Annotated in this window: 18 protein-coding genes; 11 read left to right on the top strand and 7 right to left on the bottom strand. The window is 61.4% G+C overall.

From position 1 onward, the window contains the following. Window positions 1–13: 13 nt before the first annotated feature. On the top strand, window positions 14–1,567 hold the full coding sequence (locus M2400_RS14240) for a DUF726 domain-containing protein (RefSeq protein ID WP_259197233.1): 1,554 nt from the start codon (window positions 14–16) through the stop codon (window positions 1,565–1,567). Between the two features lie 41 nt (window positions 1,568–1,608). Then, window positions 1,609–2,931 carry an Nramp family divalent metal transporter gene (locus tag M2400_RS14235; RefSeq protein ID WP_177044578.1) on the top strand — a complete coding sequence of 441 codons (1,323 nt, stop codon included), beginning with the start codon at window positions 1,609–1,611 and terminating at the stop codon, window positions 2,929–2,931. Between the two features lie 10 nt (window positions 2,932–2,941). Here M2400_RS14235 and M2400_RS14230 read toward each other — a convergent pair whose 3' ends face one another. From M2400_RS14230 to M2400_RS14220, 3 genes are all read right to left on the bottom strand, one after another. Continuing rightward, entirely contained in the window at window positions 2,942–3,319 is a 378-nt protein-coding gene (locus M2400_RS14230) for a type II toxin-antitoxin system VapC family toxin (protein WP_177044580.1), read from the bottom strand. Further along, a complete protein-coding gene (locus M2400_RS14225; RefSeq protein ID WP_256348136.1) occupies window positions 3,316–3,687 on the bottom strand; it encodes a type II toxin-antitoxin system Phd/YefM family antitoxin in 372 nt (123 codons plus the stop codon). Before M2400_RS14225 ends, M2400_RS14230 begins: the two co-directional genes overlap by 4 nt. A gap of 137 nt (window positions 3,688–3,824) precedes the next feature. Further along, window positions 3,825–4,757, bottom strand: coding sequence for a LysR family transcriptional regulator (locus M2400_RS14220; protein WP_177078570.1), 933 nt, complete (start codon window positions 4,755–4,757; stop codon window positions 3,825–3,827). A gap of 118 nt (window positions 4,758–4,875) precedes the next feature. Between M2400_RS14220 and M2400_RS14215 the strand changes: the two genes are divergently transcribed. The 3 genes from M2400_RS14215 (at window position 4,876) to M2400_RS14205 (ending at window position 6,084) form a co-directional block, all read left to right on the top strand. Beyond that, complete coding sequence (locus tag M2400_RS14215; RefSeq protein WP_177078449.1) at window positions 4,876–5,361, top strand: DMT family transporter; 486 nt, start codon at window positions 4,876–4,878, stop codon at window positions 5,359–5,361. 4 nt (window positions 5,362–5,365) lie between these two features. Next, on the top strand, window positions 5,366–5,821 hold the full coding sequence (locus tag M2400_RS14210; protein ID WP_177120805.1) for a DMT family transporter: 456 nt from the start codon (window positions 5,366–5,368) through the stop codon (window positions 5,819–5,821). A gap of 92 nt (window positions 5,822–5,913) precedes the next feature. Beyond that, the gene (locus M2400_RS14205; RefSeq protein WP_008437063.1) at window positions 5,914–6,084 is read left to right on the top strand and encodes a metallothionein; all 171 of its coding nucleotides are present in this window, start codon (window positions 5,914–5,916) and stop codon (window positions 6,082–6,084) included. An 83-nt stretch (window positions 6,085–6,167) separates the two neighbouring features. Here the strand turns inward: M2400_RS14205 and M2400_RS14200 are convergent, their stop codons facing one another. After that, on the bottom strand, window positions 6,168–6,410 hold the full coding sequence (locus M2400_RS14200; protein ID WP_003208104.1) for a DUF6555 family protein: 243 nt from the start codon (window positions 6,408–6,410) through the stop codon (window positions 6,168–6,170). Between the two features lie 117 nt (window positions 6,411–6,527). Here M2400_RS14200 and M2400_RS14195 point away from each other — a divergent pair, with 117 nt between their 5' ends. The 3 genes from M2400_RS14195 (at window position 6,528) to M2400_RS14185 (ending at window position 8,545) form a co-directional block, all read left to right on the top strand. Continuing rightward, window positions 6,528–7,292 carry a helix-turn-helix domain-containing protein gene (locus M2400_RS14195; RefSeq protein ID WP_177044588.1) on the top strand — a complete coding sequence of 255 codons (765 nt, stop codon included), beginning with the start codon at window positions 6,528–6,530 and terminating at the stop codon, window positions 7,290–7,292. Window positions 7,293–7,381: 89 nt separating this feature from the next. Then, window positions 7,382–7,555 (top strand): XapX domain-containing protein, encoded by a 174-nt coding sequence (locus M2400_RS14190; RefSeq protein WP_259197228.1) that lies wholly within the window; start codon window positions 7,382–7,384, stop codon window positions 7,553–7,555. Between the two features lie 30 nt (window positions 7,556–7,585). Further along, a complete protein-coding gene (locus tag M2400_RS14185; RefSeq protein ID WP_177120804.1) occupies window positions 7,586–8,545 on the top strand; it encodes a zinc-binding alcohol dehydrogenase family protein in 960 nt (319 codons plus the stop codon). A 125-nt stretch (window positions 8,546–8,670) separates the two neighbouring features. On the opposite strand, the gene M2400_RS14175 is transcribed toward M2400_RS14185, so the two are convergent. The 3 genes from M2400_RS14175 to M2400_RS14165 all read right to left on the bottom strand — a co-directional run bounded on the left by M2400_RS14175 (window position 8,671) and on the right by M2400_RS14165 (window position 11,791). Then, window positions 8,671–9,708, bottom strand: a complete 1,038-nt coding sequence (locus M2400_RS14175) for a purine nucleoside permease (RefSeq protein ID WP_259197226.1) — start codon at window positions 9,706–9,708, stop codon at window positions 8,671–8,673. A gap of 20 nt (window positions 9,709–9,728) precedes the next feature. Next, window positions 9,729–10,685 carry a nucleoside-specific channel-forming protein Tsx gene (locus tag M2400_RS14170; RefSeq protein ID WP_177044609.1) on the bottom strand — a complete coding sequence of 319 codons (957 nt, stop codon included), beginning with the start codon at window positions 10,683–10,685 and terminating at the stop codon, window positions 9,729–9,731. Between the two features lie 155 nt (window positions 10,686–10,840). Beyond that, window positions 10,841–11,791 carry an AraC family transcriptional regulator gene (locus M2400_RS14165; protein WP_259197221.1) on the bottom strand — a complete coding sequence of 317 codons (951 nt, stop codon included), beginning with the start codon at window positions 11,789–11,791 and terminating at the stop codon, window positions 10,841–10,843. A gap of 214 nt (window positions 11,792–12,005) precedes the next feature. Here M2400_RS14165 and M2400_RS14160 point away from each other — a divergent pair, with 214 nt between their 5' ends. From M2400_RS14160 to M2400_RS14150, 3 genes are all read left to right on the top strand, one after another. After that, window positions 12,006–13,316, top strand: coding sequence for a sugar ABC transporter substrate-binding protein (locus tag M2400_RS14160; RefSeq protein ID WP_259197218.1), 1,311 nt, complete (start codon window positions 12,006–12,008; stop codon window positions 13,314–13,316). A 22-nt stretch (window positions 13,317–13,338) separates the two neighbouring features. Next, window positions 13,339–14,112: an L-iditol 2-dehydrogenase gene (locus M2400_RS14155; protein WP_259197217.1), complete on the top strand. Its 774-nt coding sequence runs from the start codon at window positions 13,339–13,341 to the stop codon at window positions 14,110–14,112. 61 nt (window positions 14,113–14,173) lie between these two features. Then, window positions 14,174–14,833, top strand: a complete 660-nt coding sequence (locus tag M2400_RS14150; RefSeq protein WP_177044616.1) for a nicotinamidase — start codon at window positions 14,174–14,176, stop codon at window positions 14,831–14,833. The last annotated feature ends 822 nt before the right edge of the window (window positions 14,834–15,655 follow it).

Raw genomic sequence — 15,655 nt, 5'->3', positions numbered from 1 at the left:
GAGTCACCGCCACATGCAACACCAGTGGGATGAAATGCACCGTACCCGCAAGCCCACATTTGTGCTGTGTGGCGAGCCCCAGGGGGAGGTGCTCAATCTCTACGTCCATGGTTATTCGGCGTTCTTCAACCAACAGCAGCTGGGCAATTTTTCGCAGCAACTGGCAACCATCGAAGGCTCCACCAACCTGATGCTGTTCTGGCCGGCCGGGCATTTCCTGGAAAACCTGTTTGCGCCGTTCAAGGACGTGATCGCCTCGATGCTCGGCGGCGGTAGCCTGGGGGCGGCGACCATTGGGGTGGGCAAGGCGATTGCCTATTTCCTTGACCACTACAAGAGCGTCGAGGCGCGGGTGGACGAGGTGGCTAAAAGCCTGCTGCCCGAGCTGGCCAACTACCTGCACGGCGAGTCGATCAAGGTGCGGCAGATCAACCTGATCGGCCATTCCCTGGGCGCGCGGATCCTGGTCAAGAGCCTGCTGGCCAGCCCTGAAGTGGCCCGTGAGTTGCCGCTGAACAACCTGTTGTTGATGGGCGGCGCCATTTGTACGTCCAGCCCGTGGGACCAGGTGTCGGCGCCACTCACGGGGCGCGTGATCAATTGCCATTCCAGCAAGGATTGGGCCCTGGCGCTCAAGCCCGACACTGAACGTTGCATCGGCCGGTATGCGATCCCGGTAACACCTGCGCTCAAGGCCAAGGTGGCGAATGTCCACTTGGCAACCTTTGACCACGCCGCCTACTGGCCGCAGTTGAAGACGGTAGTGCAGTACACCGACCTGTTGCAGGAGCGCCGGGGCATGATCCGCGCTGATCAGCGCAGCAGCGAAGTTCGGTTTGCCGAAGAGGATGTCGACCTGTTCCCGCTGTTGCTGCAGGCGCGACCGGAAGAGTTGAAGTTTTTCGCCGAGCTGATGGCGCAGAAGCGCAGTGCGTCTATCGATGCCACGGTGCGTGAGCCGTTGAAGCTGGCCATCGAGTTGCAGCGCATGGGCGGCGACACCTTTATGAACCTGGCCCGGGGCCATGGCGTGAGCTATCGCGAAATCGCCCAGGATGTGGCGCAGCGCGTGGGCCTCAAGTTCGAAGAGCCGATCGAGACCGTTGCACTGGCGGCGCTGGAGCTGCAGGTCGCCGAGCGGCTGATCGAGCAATACAAGGACAAGCTCAGCCAGGCCGATCGCCAGGTGTTCGAGGCCGAGTTGAAGGCAGCGGCTCAGAAAGAGCAGGGTTTTTTCAATCGATTCGATGTCGGGCGTTCAGCGACGACCGCCCTGAGTGGCACCGCGCTGGCCGGGCTCACCGGGTTTATCCTGCGCCGGGGCGCCGCTACGGCAATTCCGGTGGTCGGGCAGGCGCTGGCCGCCGCGATGCTGCTGGTGACCGGGGTGCGGGCATTTTCCGGCCCGGCGTACTCCATCACTACCTTGGCGGTGCTGGTGATCGGGGTGATTCGCGAGCGTATGGAGCGCGAGGCGCTGAACCAGGAGATGGATCTGGTGGTCCAGGTGGTAGAGGCATTTGATCTGCCCCGGGAGACGGTGATGCGTACCGTCGCGTCTGACTGATAAGCTGCGTTCACGTCTTGTGTGAAAGCCTGGTACCCCGCGTGAAATTCAGCCTGCCCAAAATCGCTACCGCCCCGTTCTGCCCGCCGGAAGTCGCCGGCTCCATCGTCGTTGATCCCAGCGCTTCATTTTTCAAGCGCATACTGAAATTTGCCGGCCCCGGCTTGCTGATTTCCATCGGCTACATGGACCCGGGTAACTGGGCCACGGCCATCGAAGCCGGCTCACGCTACGGCTACAACTTGTTGTTCGTGGTGCTGTTGGCCAGCCTGGCTGGGATGGCGGTGCAATGCCTGTGCTCCCGGCTGGGCATCGCCACCGGCAAGGACCTCGCGCAATTGAGCCGTGAGCGCTACAGCCGGCGCTCGTCGTTCGTGCAGTGGGTCCTCGCGGAAATCTCGATCATCGCCACCGACCTCGCCGAAGTCCTTGGCTGTGCCCTGGCGTTTCACCTGTTGCTGGGCGTGTCCCTGACCACCGGGATTGTGATCACCGCCTTCGATACGCTGTTGATCCTGGCCCTGCAAAACCGCGGTTTCCGCCGGCTGGAAGCGATCATGCTGGCGCTGGTGGCGACCATCGGCGTGTGTTTCTTCATCGAGCTGGTGCTGATCAAGCCTTACTGGCCCGACGTGTTCCGTGGTTTCACGCCGTCGCTGTCGGCCATCAGTGATGCCGCACCGTTGTACCTGGCCATCGGCATACTGGGCGCCACGGTGATGCCCCATAACCTGTACCTGCACACCTCCATTGTGCAAACCCGGCTGTTCGGCAAGGACCTGGCCAGCCGCCAGGACGCGGTCAAGCTGGCACGTATCGACACCATTGGTTCCCTGGCCCTGGCGCTGCTGGTCAACGCGGCCATCCTGATACTGGCCGCCGCGGCGTTCCACCAGACCGGTCACACGGACGTGGTGGAAATCCAGGACGCCTACCACTTGCTGGACCCGCTGGTGGGCGGCGCCTTCGCCAGTGTGCTGTTCGGTGTTGCGTTGTTGGCGTCCGGCCAGAGCTCGACGTTCACCGGCACCATCGCCGGGCAGGTGATCATGGAGGGCTACCTCAACCTGCGTATTCCCTGCTGGCAGCGGCGCCTGATCACCCGAGGCCTGGCGCTGATCCCGGCGTTCCTCGGGGTGTGGCTGATGGGCGACGACGCCATCGGCAAGTTGCTGATCCTCAGCCAGGTGGTGTTGAGCCTGCAGTTGCCGTTTGCGCTGTACCCACTGATCCGCATGACGGGTGACAAGCGCCTGATGGGGCCGTTCGTTAACCGTTTGCCGACGCGCCTGCTGGCTTGGGGCTTGTTTGTGGTGATCAGCGCGGCAAATGCCTGGCTGATCGGGCAGTGGGTGTTTTTTTGAACCCGGTCATTCAGGTCAGAACCGCCAATGACGTGTATTTCGCCACCATCGGATCGGCTGTCACCAGCTTCATCGGTTCGATGATGGCCGTCGCGATGATCAGTCGGTCAAACGGGTCCCGGTGATGGTGCTCGAGGTCCTTCACCGCGATGGCGTGTTCCGAGGTGATGGGTAATTCCACGTAACCGCTTTCGAGGCAGTATTCGCGAATTTCCTCCAGGTTTACGTTGAGCTTTCCGAGCCCGACCTTTATTGCCAGCTCCCAGAATGTAGCAGCGCTGACGTAGATTTCTGCCGCGTTCTCGATCAGCTTTCGGGCCTTGGTGGACAGTTTTGGATCATCGCTCAGGGCCCACAGCAGGATGTGGGTGTCCAGCAACACCCTCATGGGTGGTTTCCCTCGAACGCATCCAGCATGTCGTCTGGCAATGGCGCATCAAAGTCATCCGGTAGCACCAGTTTCCCTTTCATTGCGCCGATGCGTCGGCCTGTCGGCTTCCCGACGGGGACAAGGCGGGCCATGGCGCGCCCATGCTTGGCGATGGTGATGATCTGGCCGGCGGCGGCATCATCGACCAGTTTCGACAGGTTATTTTTTGCTTCGCCCAACGGTACGGTAATCATGTGGTCTTCTCCGGATTTTGGCCAAATATAGCCAAAATTTCGAAGCCAGGCAAAGGTCAGCCGACTGCTGGTCGAGGGTGATTTTTGCGCGTGTGAGTGGGTGTTTCCGAACGGGTAATGACTGGCATCCATGACGTCTCTCCTGAAGGAATTCATCGAAGTCTGCCCGAGTGCAAGAGACTTTGGACCAGTGTTTCGCAAAAACAGACCGGACTTACCCGAAGGAGAATTTTCTCTGACAGGGTGGGGCGAATAGGGGCACTGAGGGTTCAACGGTCCCAGTACGGCACCGTCCCAAAACACTCGACGAAGTAGTCGATCACGGTGCGCACCTTCAACGACAACCGCCGACTACCGGGCCACAACGCGGCAATCTGTTGCGGCTCCAGGGTCGTCGCCACTTCATAGTCGGTCAGCACCGCCTGCAGCGTGCCGGCGCGCAGGCCTTCGCCGATCAGCCACGATGGAAACACCACCAGGCCCAGGCCTTGCTCTGCGGCGTGGGTCAGGGTATCGGCATGGTTGCCGGTGATCGGGCCTTTGACGCTGTAGGGCGTCCAGTCACCCTGGTCACGGCGGAAGAACCAGCGCTGCTGGCCGGTAACGCCCTTGTAGGCCAGGCATTGGTGGTTGACCAGTTCGTCGGGATGTTGCGGTGTACCGAAACGCTCCAGATAGCCAGGACTGGCGGCGAGGCGGAAGCGCTGGGGAGCGAAGATTCGCGCCTGCATGCCGGAATCGTTCAGCACGCCAATGCGAAACAGCAGGTCGGTGCCGTCTTGCAACGGGTCGACATAGGTGTCGGTTTGCTGGATATCCAGTTGCAGCTTCGGATAACGCCGGCACAACTCCCCCAGCCACGGCGACAGATGGCGCTGGCCAAACACCATGGGCGCGTTGATGCGCACCAGCCCACTGGGTTCGCTTTCCTGTTCCTGCAGCGCCTGGCCGGCGGCTTCCAGTTGCTCCAGCATCAACCGTGCATGACGGCCCAGCAGGCGCCCGGCTTCGGTAGGGCTGACGGCACGGGTATGCCGATACAACAGCTGCTGGCCCAGGGCCTGTTCCATCAGCTGGATTTGCCGGGAAATGGAGGAGGGCGCCAGGCCCTCGCGGCGTGCGACTTCAGAGAAACTGCCGTAGTCCAGCACGGCGACAAACAGGCGAAGCGCCTTGAAACTCAGTTCGTTCAAGCCCTGCATCATCACTCCGTTCTGTGCGATTTACGCAAAGGTGTTGTCGGCATGCTCCCATTTATCGCACAGCAGTGCCACCGGATAATGCGCGCCATTGTTCCTCTCTCTAACGCGCAGGTGATGTATGCAGGCTTCTTCAATGGCGGGTGTGGCTCAGGCCAGGCCCAAGACGTTTCTTCGGTTGCTGTTGCTGCCACTGGTGATTTTCGCCGGCATGGGCTTGTCGGTAGAGGCCGGGTTGCTGGGCCCGCTGGGTGTGCAGGTCGGGCATTTGTGGGCGACCTTGAGCATCTTCGGCGTCGGCTCGGCGATCCTGTTTTTGCTGCTGCTGTTCAGCGGTCCGCAAAAGGGCCCGGCGTTGACCGATCTGCCGCGCTGGCAATTGATTGGTGGCTTCCTGGGGCCGATGTACGTGGTGGTGCTGACCCTGGCCACACCGCATATCGGCATCGCGATGACCATGATCGCGATCTTGTCGGGCCAGGTGGGCAAGAGCGTGCTGATCGACCACTTCGGCTGGTTCGGCACTGCACGCAAGCGGGTCAACGTGGAGCGTTGGATCGCACTGGGGTTGATTGTGGTGGCACTTGTTCTGATTGCACGGGGTTAAGGCGATGAATCTGGTTCTATTGTTGGTAGTGGTCGTGGCTGCCGGTGCGGTATTGAGTGTGCAGGCAGCCATCAACGGCCGCCTCGGGCAGGCGGTGGGCGTTTTGCGCAGCAGCCTGCTGACGTTTGTGGTGGGGGCAATCAGTACGGGTTTGCTGATTCTGTTCTTTGAACCGGCCCATGCCGTCAGCCTGCTGGACGTGCCCAAATGGCAACTGACCGGGGCGTTGTTCGGGGTGGTGTACATGATGGTGATGGTCGGTGCGGTACCGATTGTCGGCACTGCGGTGGCGACGGTGGCGGTGATTGTCGGGCAGTTGGGCATGGGCATGCTGATCGACAACTTCGGCTGGCTCGGCAACCCGGCCATCGAGCTGTCCGGTAGCCGGATCGTGGCGATGCTCTGCCTGGCGCTGGCCCTGGTGTTCATGTACCGCAGCAACGCCCGTCGGGCGGACTGACGGGCCTTTGAACCTTGCATCATTGCCTATAGTCACTCCTTGAGGTGCCGGCGTTCGCCGCACCTGGACGACCATGAAAAAGGAGTCTGACCATGCAAGAGAAAACATGCGCCTGCCCTCACTGCAACTGCCAGTTGGGGAAAAACGCGGTGATGAAGGATGGCAAGGGCTATTGCTGCCAAGGCTGCGCCGAGCATCATGCCCATGGTGAGCCTTGTGCTTCGGCGACCGGGTGCGAATGTGCCAAGTCGGCCCATGGCTAACGCAGGCCACCTCCTGTAGGAGCGAGCTTGCTCGCGAAACACCCGGGAGTGACGCGGGGCACCAAATGCCCCGCGTCATCGTTTCACGCGCTGGGGCGCGCATCCGAGCGGCGCCATTGCACGTTTTCGATGCCGAATTTCTCGGCCTGGGGCTGGCTGGTCTTCTTCACCTGCTCCCGGGCAAAGCGCCCGATGCGACCCACGCCCGCGTCGCAGCTTGCCCAATGCCAGGCTTCGGCGTTGTCGAGTTTTTCCAGGCGGATGATGAATGACTTGGGCTGGCCATGCAGCGTGTAGTCGATCACGAAAAGTTTTGCGTTAGTCATGGATCCGTTAACCCTCCTTGTGTCTTTAAGTGACCCTCCCCAGACGGTAAAAATTCACTCGGATTATCCGACACGGGTCATTACCATGGCTGTCCATCCTTCAACGATGTGCCTTCCATGGCCCTTGCCGCACCCCCCGACCTCAGTAACCACGCCGTCCCCGTGCAACCCTTGGCGCGTACCTACCCGCGTGGGTTGTACGTTGAGCCGCATCAACATGATTGGGGCCAGTTGCTGTATGCGATGAGTGGTGTGATGTGGGTCGAGACGCCTCAGGAAGCGCTGGTGGTGCCGCCCCAGCGCGCGGTGTGGCTGCCGCCGGGTGTGGAGCACGGGATTCGCGTGGTGTCCGACCTGCAGATGCGCAACATCTACCTGCGCCCGGCACTGGCCGCGACCCTGGACAGCCAGGTGCAAGTGATCGAGGTCGGCGGGCTGCTGCGCGAACTGATCGTGGCGTTGGTAGAGCAGGGCGACAAGGGTGATCAGGCCTACTACGAGGCAGTGGTCGGCCTGGCCCTGCTGGAGCTGCAACGGGCCCGGCGTTCGCCGATTCGCATTGCCTTGCCCGTGGGCGCCGACCGCCGCCTGATGAGCGCGTGCCAGGCGGTGATGGCGTCGCCGTCCCTGGACATTCCCTTCGAGCAGCACGCCGAAGCCTCCGGTGCCAGCGTGCGCACCCTGGCCCGGCTGTTCCAGAACAGCCTGGGCATGGGCTTTGCCGAGTGGCGTCGGCAGGTGCAACTGGCCACCGCCGTGGCCGAGTTGATCCAGGGCCAGTCGGTCAGTGCCATCGCCCGGTCGCTGGGTTATTCCCCCAGCAGTTTCAGCGACATGTTTCGCCGTGAACTGGGGATGGCGCCGTCGCAGTATCCTGTCTGAGGCTTGGCCGAAATCCTGAAGCACTTGGCCGATGCTTCGGATTTGAGCCCCCTACACTGACCGCATCAACCCTTGCTGCGGAGCGTTCCATGAATTACCTGATTTCCTTGGCCATCGGCCTGTTGGTCGGCGTGATTTACGGTGCCCTGGACTTTCGTTCGCCTGCGCCTCCCGCCATCGCCCTGGTAGGGCTGATGGGCATGTTGATGGGCGAGAAGCTCTGGCCCATGGGGCGGCAGTTGATCAGCACCTGGTTGTCCTGAAACCCTTTTTAACCTCGATGGATGTTGGCCATGAAAGCACTGCAATTTTCCGCCACTGGCGATCTCGCTGCCCTTGCTTACGTCGAAGTCCCCACTCCGGTGCCGGCAGTGGGTGAAGTCCTGGTGCAGATCAAGGCTGCCGGGCTGAACCCCAGCGACGTCAAGAACGTACTCGGGCGTTTCCCTTACACCACGTTGCCACGCATTCCCGGGCGTGATTTTGCTGGGGTCGTGGTTGAAGGCCCGCAGCACCTGGTCGGCCAGGAAGTCTGGGGCACCGGCCGTGACCTGGGCTTTTTTGCCGACGGTTCCCACGCCCAGTACCTCACCGTGTCGGCCAAGGGCGTGGCCCACAAGCCCAGCCATTTGAGCTTTGCCCAGGCCGCCAGCCTCGGCGTGCCGTACACCACGGCGTGGGACGCCCTTGAGCGCAGCGGTGTCGGCAAAGGTACGCGTTTGCTGGTGATTGGTGCCAACGGGGCGGTAGGCAGTGCGGCCCTGGCCTTGGCGAAAATTCGTGGTGCCCAGGTGTTGGGGGCCGTGCGTCGGCCGGAGCAGGTCGAGGCCTTGCGTGAGCAGGGTTTCGAGGGGATTTTACTGGGGCAGCCGGAGGCGCTGGGCGGACAGGTCAATGCCTTGTTCGGCGGGGGCGCCGATGTGATTTTCGACACCACCGGCTTCTGGTTGCCGGCTGCCGTGGCGGCGCTGGCGCCTTTCGGTCGTATCGCGATCATCGCCGCGCCGGTGGACGGGCACGTGCAACTGCCGGCCCTGGCGTTGTATCGCAAGGGCGGTTCGGTGGTGGGGATCAATTCGTTGCTCTACAACTGCGAACAGTGCGCCGTGATGCTTGAGCAATTCGGGCGGTTCTTTGACGAGGATTTGTTGCCGTTGCCGACCGGCTTGCGGGAAGTATCGCTGGCCGACGGTGTGCAGTGCTTTGAGGAAGTGAACCAGGGCAGCGCAGACAAGATTATCTTCCTGCCCTGATCAACCCCTGTAGGAGCGAGCTTGCTCGCGAAAAGCCTGAGAACGACGCGGGGTACCCGATGCCCCGCGTTATCGTTAACCACCATCGCGAGCAAGCTTGCTCCTACAGACGTACTGCGCAGTCTTTACTCTTGCGGAACGCCTTTCTCCCACGCCGACCAGTTCTTCAGAATCGCCTGCACCAGCGGGTTACCGGTGCGGTACAGGTTCTCCAGTGCTGGCACAAAACCGCCCTGGTCTGCGTATTTCAACAGGTTGTCCACTTCGCTGTAGCCCGGGTACGGTCGATCAAAATCGGAACCGGCCCGCACCACCGCCAGGCGATTGATATCCACCAAACCTTCACGGCTGGCCCGCAACAACGCCTCATAGGTGGAGTTGTCTTCCTGCTGGGTGGTGCAGTACACGCCTTTATTGTCCGTCAGCAATTTGGTCCAGACCTCGGCGCGCTCACTCAGGCGCGTCCCGGAGAACCAGGTATTGCCCGCCAGGGTGTCGCACCGGGTGACCTGCGGCGGCTGATTGGCCGGCGCGTACGGATAGTGTTTGCGCCAGGCCGCGGACTCCCTGCTTTCGCTGAGTTCGACTTTCTGCGACAGCGCAAACGCCTTGGCCTGCAGTTTGGGATTGAGCTCGAAGACTTCGGTCTTGTAGTCCAGCGGCGGTTTCTCGTTCGGCCCCTTGGTATTGATGCCGATGTAACCGGTCGGCCAATCCTTCGGTGCATCCCGTGAGTCCAGCTCCCACTGGGTGCCGAACTCCACCAGGTAATGGGCCCACGCGGCGGTGCCGATGGTGCCGTGGTGCGGGTTGATCCCGGCAATCCCGGCAATCAGGAAGTAGCTCTGGCGCAGGTCGAACTTGGGCGACAACGCCAGTGCCAGGGTCGAGGCGGCAGCGTTGGTCTGGCCCATGCCGGTGACCAGCAGGCACACGTCCTGGGTATTGCAGCGGATCACCGGATACTCGGCCGACAGGCCCGGTACGCGTACTTCCTGTTTAAGCTCCAGGCGATCGATCCAGTTTTGCGCCTCGGGGGCGAACATGGTGATCAGCATCACCTTGGGCTTGATCGGGGCCGGCGTATCGGCCAGCACGACTTGCGGCAACAGCGCCCCGGCGGCCAGGCCGATGGCGATGGAAAGACGGGTAAAAATCTTCATCTACTGCTCCTTGTTCACACTCAGAATTGATAGCCCACACCGGCGTAGTAACCCCAGCCGTTGGAGCGGGCGCGGAAATTACCGTCGCCAAAGTTCAGCTCGCTGCCGTCTTCCCAGTTGCCGCCGTTATGGAAGTAACGGCCGACCAGGGTGAAGCGCAGGTGAGTGAACGAATACAACAGCACGTTTGTTGCAACCAGTGAGTTGGCGGTGCGCGCGGGGTTGTCTTTGTGCAGGTCCGAGCCGAAATCGTAGTTGGTAAAGCCGATATAGGTCAGCGAGGCACCATTGTCGAAGCTGCCGATGGGCACGATGTATTTCATCTGTGCCCGGTAGCCGTCCCACGAATATTCGTTGCTGGCGCCGTAGTTTTCCCACTGGTAGCGGCCATAGAAGTTCGCCGACAGGTTGACCCGCGAGTGGGTCTCGATGTCGGTGCCCAGGCCGCTGTACAAGGTGTTGGCGCGGTTGGCCTTGTTGCTGCCGTGGTCGTAGATCCAGTCGAACGCCACGTACCATTCCTTGAACGGCCCGATGGCCAGGCTGCGGCCGGCCAGGTAGTCGATGGAGATACGCGGTTCGTGTTCCATGAACACCGGGGAGCCGTGGTCCCAGGCGCCTTTGTCATTGCTGTTGCCGATGCCGAAGATTTTCGGGATGTCGACGTAGCCATACAGTTCGAACGGGCCCTTGCGGCCAAAGTATTCGTACTCCAGGTAAACGTCATCGGCGGGTTTGGGGCCGAAGCTGATGTCTTTGCTGCCGATTACCGTCAGGTCCTGGTTGAACCAGTCCGACAGGTACACGCCTTTTTTCGAGGGGCTGTCTTGCGGGGCGAGGGTTTCGCCCTGTGCTGAGTCATCGGCGGGTTTTTGCTGCGCCAAAATGGGTGCGCTGAGTACTCCCGTAACGGCAGCCAGTAGCAGGGAAACAGCAAAAGGAGTGGCCGACGTGGGTCGTCTGGAAGTGGGGTGCATTGAAAATCCCTGTTCGTACGCGGTTGTGGCCCGATTCTTCGGGTTGAGGTGAACTTGGCTGCCAAGTTCGTTCCGCAAACGTTTGCACAGGTTGTACCAATTTGTGTCAATTGCATGAACGAATTAAGAAAAGTGGGAAATAGTCGGCCTTTTGGTCAGAAATGCGCCTTGGTAAACGGCAGCGCCTGATCACCGTTGCGGTTGAACAGATACGTTGCGGTTTCCCGGCGATATTCGGTGGGAGTCTGGTTCATCTCGATACGAAAGTGCCGGTTGAAGTTGGAGAGGTTGGCGTAGCCCACTTCAAAGCAGATATCCGCCACGGACATTTCGCTTTGCAGTAACAGGCGGCAGGCACGCTGCACCCGGAACTTGCGCATCAGGTCGATAAAGCCGTGGCCGGTGACGCGCTTGAAGAACCGCGAAAAGCCCGGCTCGCTCATGTCCAGGCGTTGGGCGATCACCGACAGCCGCAGGTCGCCGGTCAACTCCGTCATCAGGTAATCGAAAGCCTTGTGGATTCGCTCCGAGCTGCGGGCGTCCAGGCTCGGCGTGTAGCAGGCACTGGCCAGGCAGTGGGCTTCCCCGGAGGGCGCCTGCATTAAGGTGTGCAGCAACTGGATGAACAGAATCAGGCGCGCCAGGCCTTGGGCGGGCCCGATGGATTCCAGCAGTTGCGCAGCCTTCAGGGCGGTCTCGCCGGTAAATTCCAGGCCGCGCCGGGCTCGGTCAAACAGGCTTTGCAGGTCGCCCAGCTCGGGCAGGGTGGTGCGCAGGGCCAGCAGCGCAGCCCCGTCGAACTGCAACACCACGTCGCGCCCGGTCAGGTATTCGCCCGGCGCCAGGTCGCCGATCCAGTCGTGGGGCAGGTCGGGGCCGATCAGTGCGACATGGCCGGCGCCAAACGCACCGATATAGTCGCCCGCCACCAACTTGCCGCTGCCCTGGCGGATCAGGTGAATCTCGAATTCGGGGTGATGGTTCCAGCGCGCGAGTTCGAACGGATAGTCATGTTCGTACCAGCGAAAGCCATGTTCGGGCTCGGCCAGAATCACTTCCAGCTCGGCGGGGCGTTGCTCGAAAAGGGCGGAGAGGCTTGCAGGCATGGGCTTGGCCCTTCTGGGCTTTTTGGAATGGGACCAAAATACGCCCTTTGCCCGGGCAGCCGCTACCCCGGGTTTTGCCCGCCACTGATACTTTTTTGATTTGGGCTGAGCGGTTAAAAAAGTATCAGCCGGGCATCCGCCAGTCGTTTGTCCGGTTCCGGGCAAGCTGCTGTAATCGGGCCGTCAACAACAAAAACAATAAGTGGAAACCGCCATGTTCAAGATTCCGAAAGCGCTGTTCCTGCTCTCCGGCCTCACGCTGGCAATCGCCGCCCACGCGGCCGAAACCGTGACCATCGCCACCGTCAACAACAGCGACATGATCCGCATGCAACGCCTGTCCAAGGTGTTCGAGCAACAACACCCGGACGTGAAACTCAATTGGGTGGTGCTCGAAGAAAACGTCCTGCGTCAACGCCTCACCACCGACATCGCCACCCAGGGCGGCCAGTTCGATGTGCTGACCATCGGCACCTACGAAACTCCATTGTGGGGCGCCAAGCACTGGCTGGAACCGATCACGCCACTGCCTGCCGACTACGACGTGGACGACATCTTCCCGGCCGTGCGCCAGGGGCTGTCGGTGAACAACACCCTCTATGCCTTGCCGTTCTATGGCGAAAGCACCGTCACCTATTACCGCACCGACCTGTTCAAACAGGCGGGCCTGACGATGCCCGAGCATCCGACCTGGACCCAACTGGGCGAGTTCGCCGCCAAGCTCAACCAACCCGCCAAGGACCAATACGGCATGTGCCTGCGGGGCAAGGCCGGCTGGGGTGAAAACGTCGCGCTGCTGAGCACCATGGCCAACGCCTTTGGCGCCCGCTGGTTTGACGGGCAATGGAAGCCCGAGCTGACCAGCCCCGAGTGGACCGCGGCAGCCAACTTCTACGTCAACACCCTGAAGAACTACGGCCCGCCGGGCGTCTCCAGCAACGGTTTCAACGAAACCCTGGCGCTGTTCAACAGCGGCAAATGCGCGATCTGGGTCGACGCCAGCGTCGCCGGCTCGTTCACCACCGACAAAACCCAAAGCAAGGTGGCCGACAGCGTGGGCTTTGCCGCCGCACCCACCGAGGTCACCGACAAGGGCTCGTCGTGGCTGTACGCCTGGTCTCTCGCGATCCCGGCCACCTCCAAACACAAGGACGCCGCCAAAGCCTTCATCACCTGGGCCACCTCCAAGGAATACATCCAGTTGGTGGCGGACAAGGACGGCATCACCAACGTGCCGCCGGGCACGCGTCAGTCCACCTACAACGCGGCGTACCTGGCTGCGGCGCCGTTCGCCAAGGTGACCTTGCAGATGATGCAACACGCCGACCCTGCGCACCCATCGGCCAAGCCCGTGCCGTACGTGGGCATCCAATACGTGACGATCCCCGAGTTCCAGGCCATCGGCACCTCGGTGGGCAAGCTGTTTTCGGCGGCGCTCACCGGCGGCATGACCGTCGACAAGGCGCTGGCCGAGGCGCAGTCCACCACCGAGCGTGAAATGAAACGCGCCGGCTACCCGAAATAATCACCTTATGGACACCGTATTCATGAAACGACTGGAAGGTAAAAGCGCGCTGGTCACCGGCAGCGCCCGGGGCATTGGCCGGGCATTTGCCCAGGCCTACATCAACGAAGGCGCCACCGTTGCCATCGCCGACATCGACCTGGAACGGGCCCGGGCCACCGCCGCCGAGCTGGGCCCGATGGCTTACGCGGTGGCGATGGACGTCACCGACCAGGCCTCCATCGACGCCGCGATTGCCGCCGTGGTGGCCCAGGCCGGCAAGCTCGATATCCTGATCAACAACGCCGCGTTGTTCGACCTGGCACCCATCACCGACATCACCCGCGACAGCTTCGACCGGTTGTTCTCGATCAACGTCGCCGGAACGCTGTTCACCTTGCAGGCGGCTGCCAAGCAGATGATCAAGCAGGGCCATGGCGGCAAGATCATCAACATGGCCAGCCAGGCCGGGCGCCGTGGTGAGCCGCTGGTGGCGGTGTACTGCGCGACCAAGGCGGCGGTGATCAGCCTCACGCAGTCGGCGGGGCTGAATTTGATCAAGCAGGGCATCAACGTGAATGCCATCGCGCCGGGCGTGGTGGACGGTGAACATTGGGACGGGGTGGATGCGATGTTCGCCCGGCATGAAGGGCTACCGCTGGGGGAGAAGAAAAAGCGCGTGGGGGCAGAGGTGCCTTACGGGCGGATGGGCACCGCAGAAGACCTTACCGGCATGGCGATTTTCCTCGCGTCAAAAGAGGCTGACTACGTGGTTGCCCAGACCTACAACGTCGACGGCGGCAACTGGATGAACTGACGGCACTTGCTCCTTTACCTGGCCCTGTGCTTTTGTGCGCATGCCAGAGGAGAACGCCAAAATGACCGTCCCGAAAACCGCTGTTGCCTCATTTGATGTCGATGCCCAGAAGAGTTTCACGCCGCTGTGCCCCGCTGAACTGCCGGTGGCCGGCGGCGACCAGATCGGTAGTGAACTCAACTATATGGCCAGCCTCGCCGGGCGCCGTGTGGGCAGCAAGGACGCCCACACCCCGCACGCGCCCTGGGTGGTCTCGCACCACAGCGAGATGCTGCAACCCACCGGCTTGGTGCATGCCGATGTCACCTGGGTGGCCCACTGCGTGCCCGGCACCGAGGGTTTCACGCTGCTGGACGAATTACCCACGCCCTATGACTACGACTACTTCATCTGGAAAGGCGTCGAGCCCGACCTGCATCCCTACGGCGCCTGCTTTCACGACCTCCACGACAAACTCTCCACCGGGGTCATTGAATACCTCAATGCCCAGGGCATTCGGCGCGTGATCGTCGGTGGCCTGGCGCTGGACTACTGCGTCAAGACCACCGTCTTGCAACTGTTCAAGGCCGGTTTCGAGGTGATCCTGCACTTGCCGGCGTGCCGGGGGATCAGCGAGGAGGGCGGCGTGGCAGCGGTTGACCACCTTGCACAAGTCGGCGTGATGATCAGCCGCAGCCGCGAAGAACTGGCCGCGATGGTTGTGGGAGCTGTCGAGCTTTAGCGAGGCTGCGATGGGAGCGCTGCGGTGTGACTGGGGTACCGAGTCGCCTGTATCGCAGGCAAGCCAGCTCCCACATTTTGATTTGTGAATACATTCCAATGTGGGAGCTGTCGAGCTTTAGCGAGGCCGCGATGGGATCACCGCCGTGTGACCGGGGCACCGAGTCGCCTGTATCGCAGGCAAGCCAGCTCCTACATTTTGATTTGTGGATACATTCCAATGTGGGAGCTGTCGAGCTTTAGCGAGGCTGCGATGGGAGCGCTGCGGTGTGACTGGGGTAGCGAGTTGCCTGTATCGCAGGCAAGCCAGCTCCTACATTTTGATTTGTGGATACATTCCAATGTGGGAGCTGTCGAGCTTTAGCGAGGCTGCGATGGGATCACCGCGGTGTGACTGGGGTACCGAGTCGCCTGTATCGCAGGCAAGCTAGCTCCCACATTTTGATTTGTGAATACATGCCAATGTGGGAGCTGTCGAGCTTTAGCGAGGCTGCGATGGGATCACCGCGGTGTGGCTGGGGTACCGAGTTGCCTGTATCGCAGGCAAGCCAGCTCCCACATTTTGATTTGTGAATACATTCCAATGTGGGAGCTGTCGAGCTTTAGCGAGGCTGCGATGGGATCACCGCGGTGTGACCGGGGCACCGAGTCGCCTGTATCGCAGGCAGCTCCCACATTTTGATTGTGGATACATTCCAATGTGGGAGCTGTCGAGCTTTAGCGAGGCTGCGATGGGATCACCGCGGTGTGACCGGGGCACCGAGTCGCCTGTATCGCAGGCAAGCCAGCTCCTACATTTTGATTTGTGAATACATGCCAATGT

Source organism: Pseudomonas sp. BIGb0558 (assembly GCF_024807515.1).
Taxonomy (GTDB): Bacteria; Pseudomonadota; Gammaproteobacteria; order Pseudomonadales; family Pseudomonadaceae; genus Aquipseudomonas; species Aquipseudomonas yamanorum_A.
The sequence above is the reverse complement of the archived record's forward strand: the minus strand, read 5'-3'. Positions and strand labels throughout refer to the sequence as shown.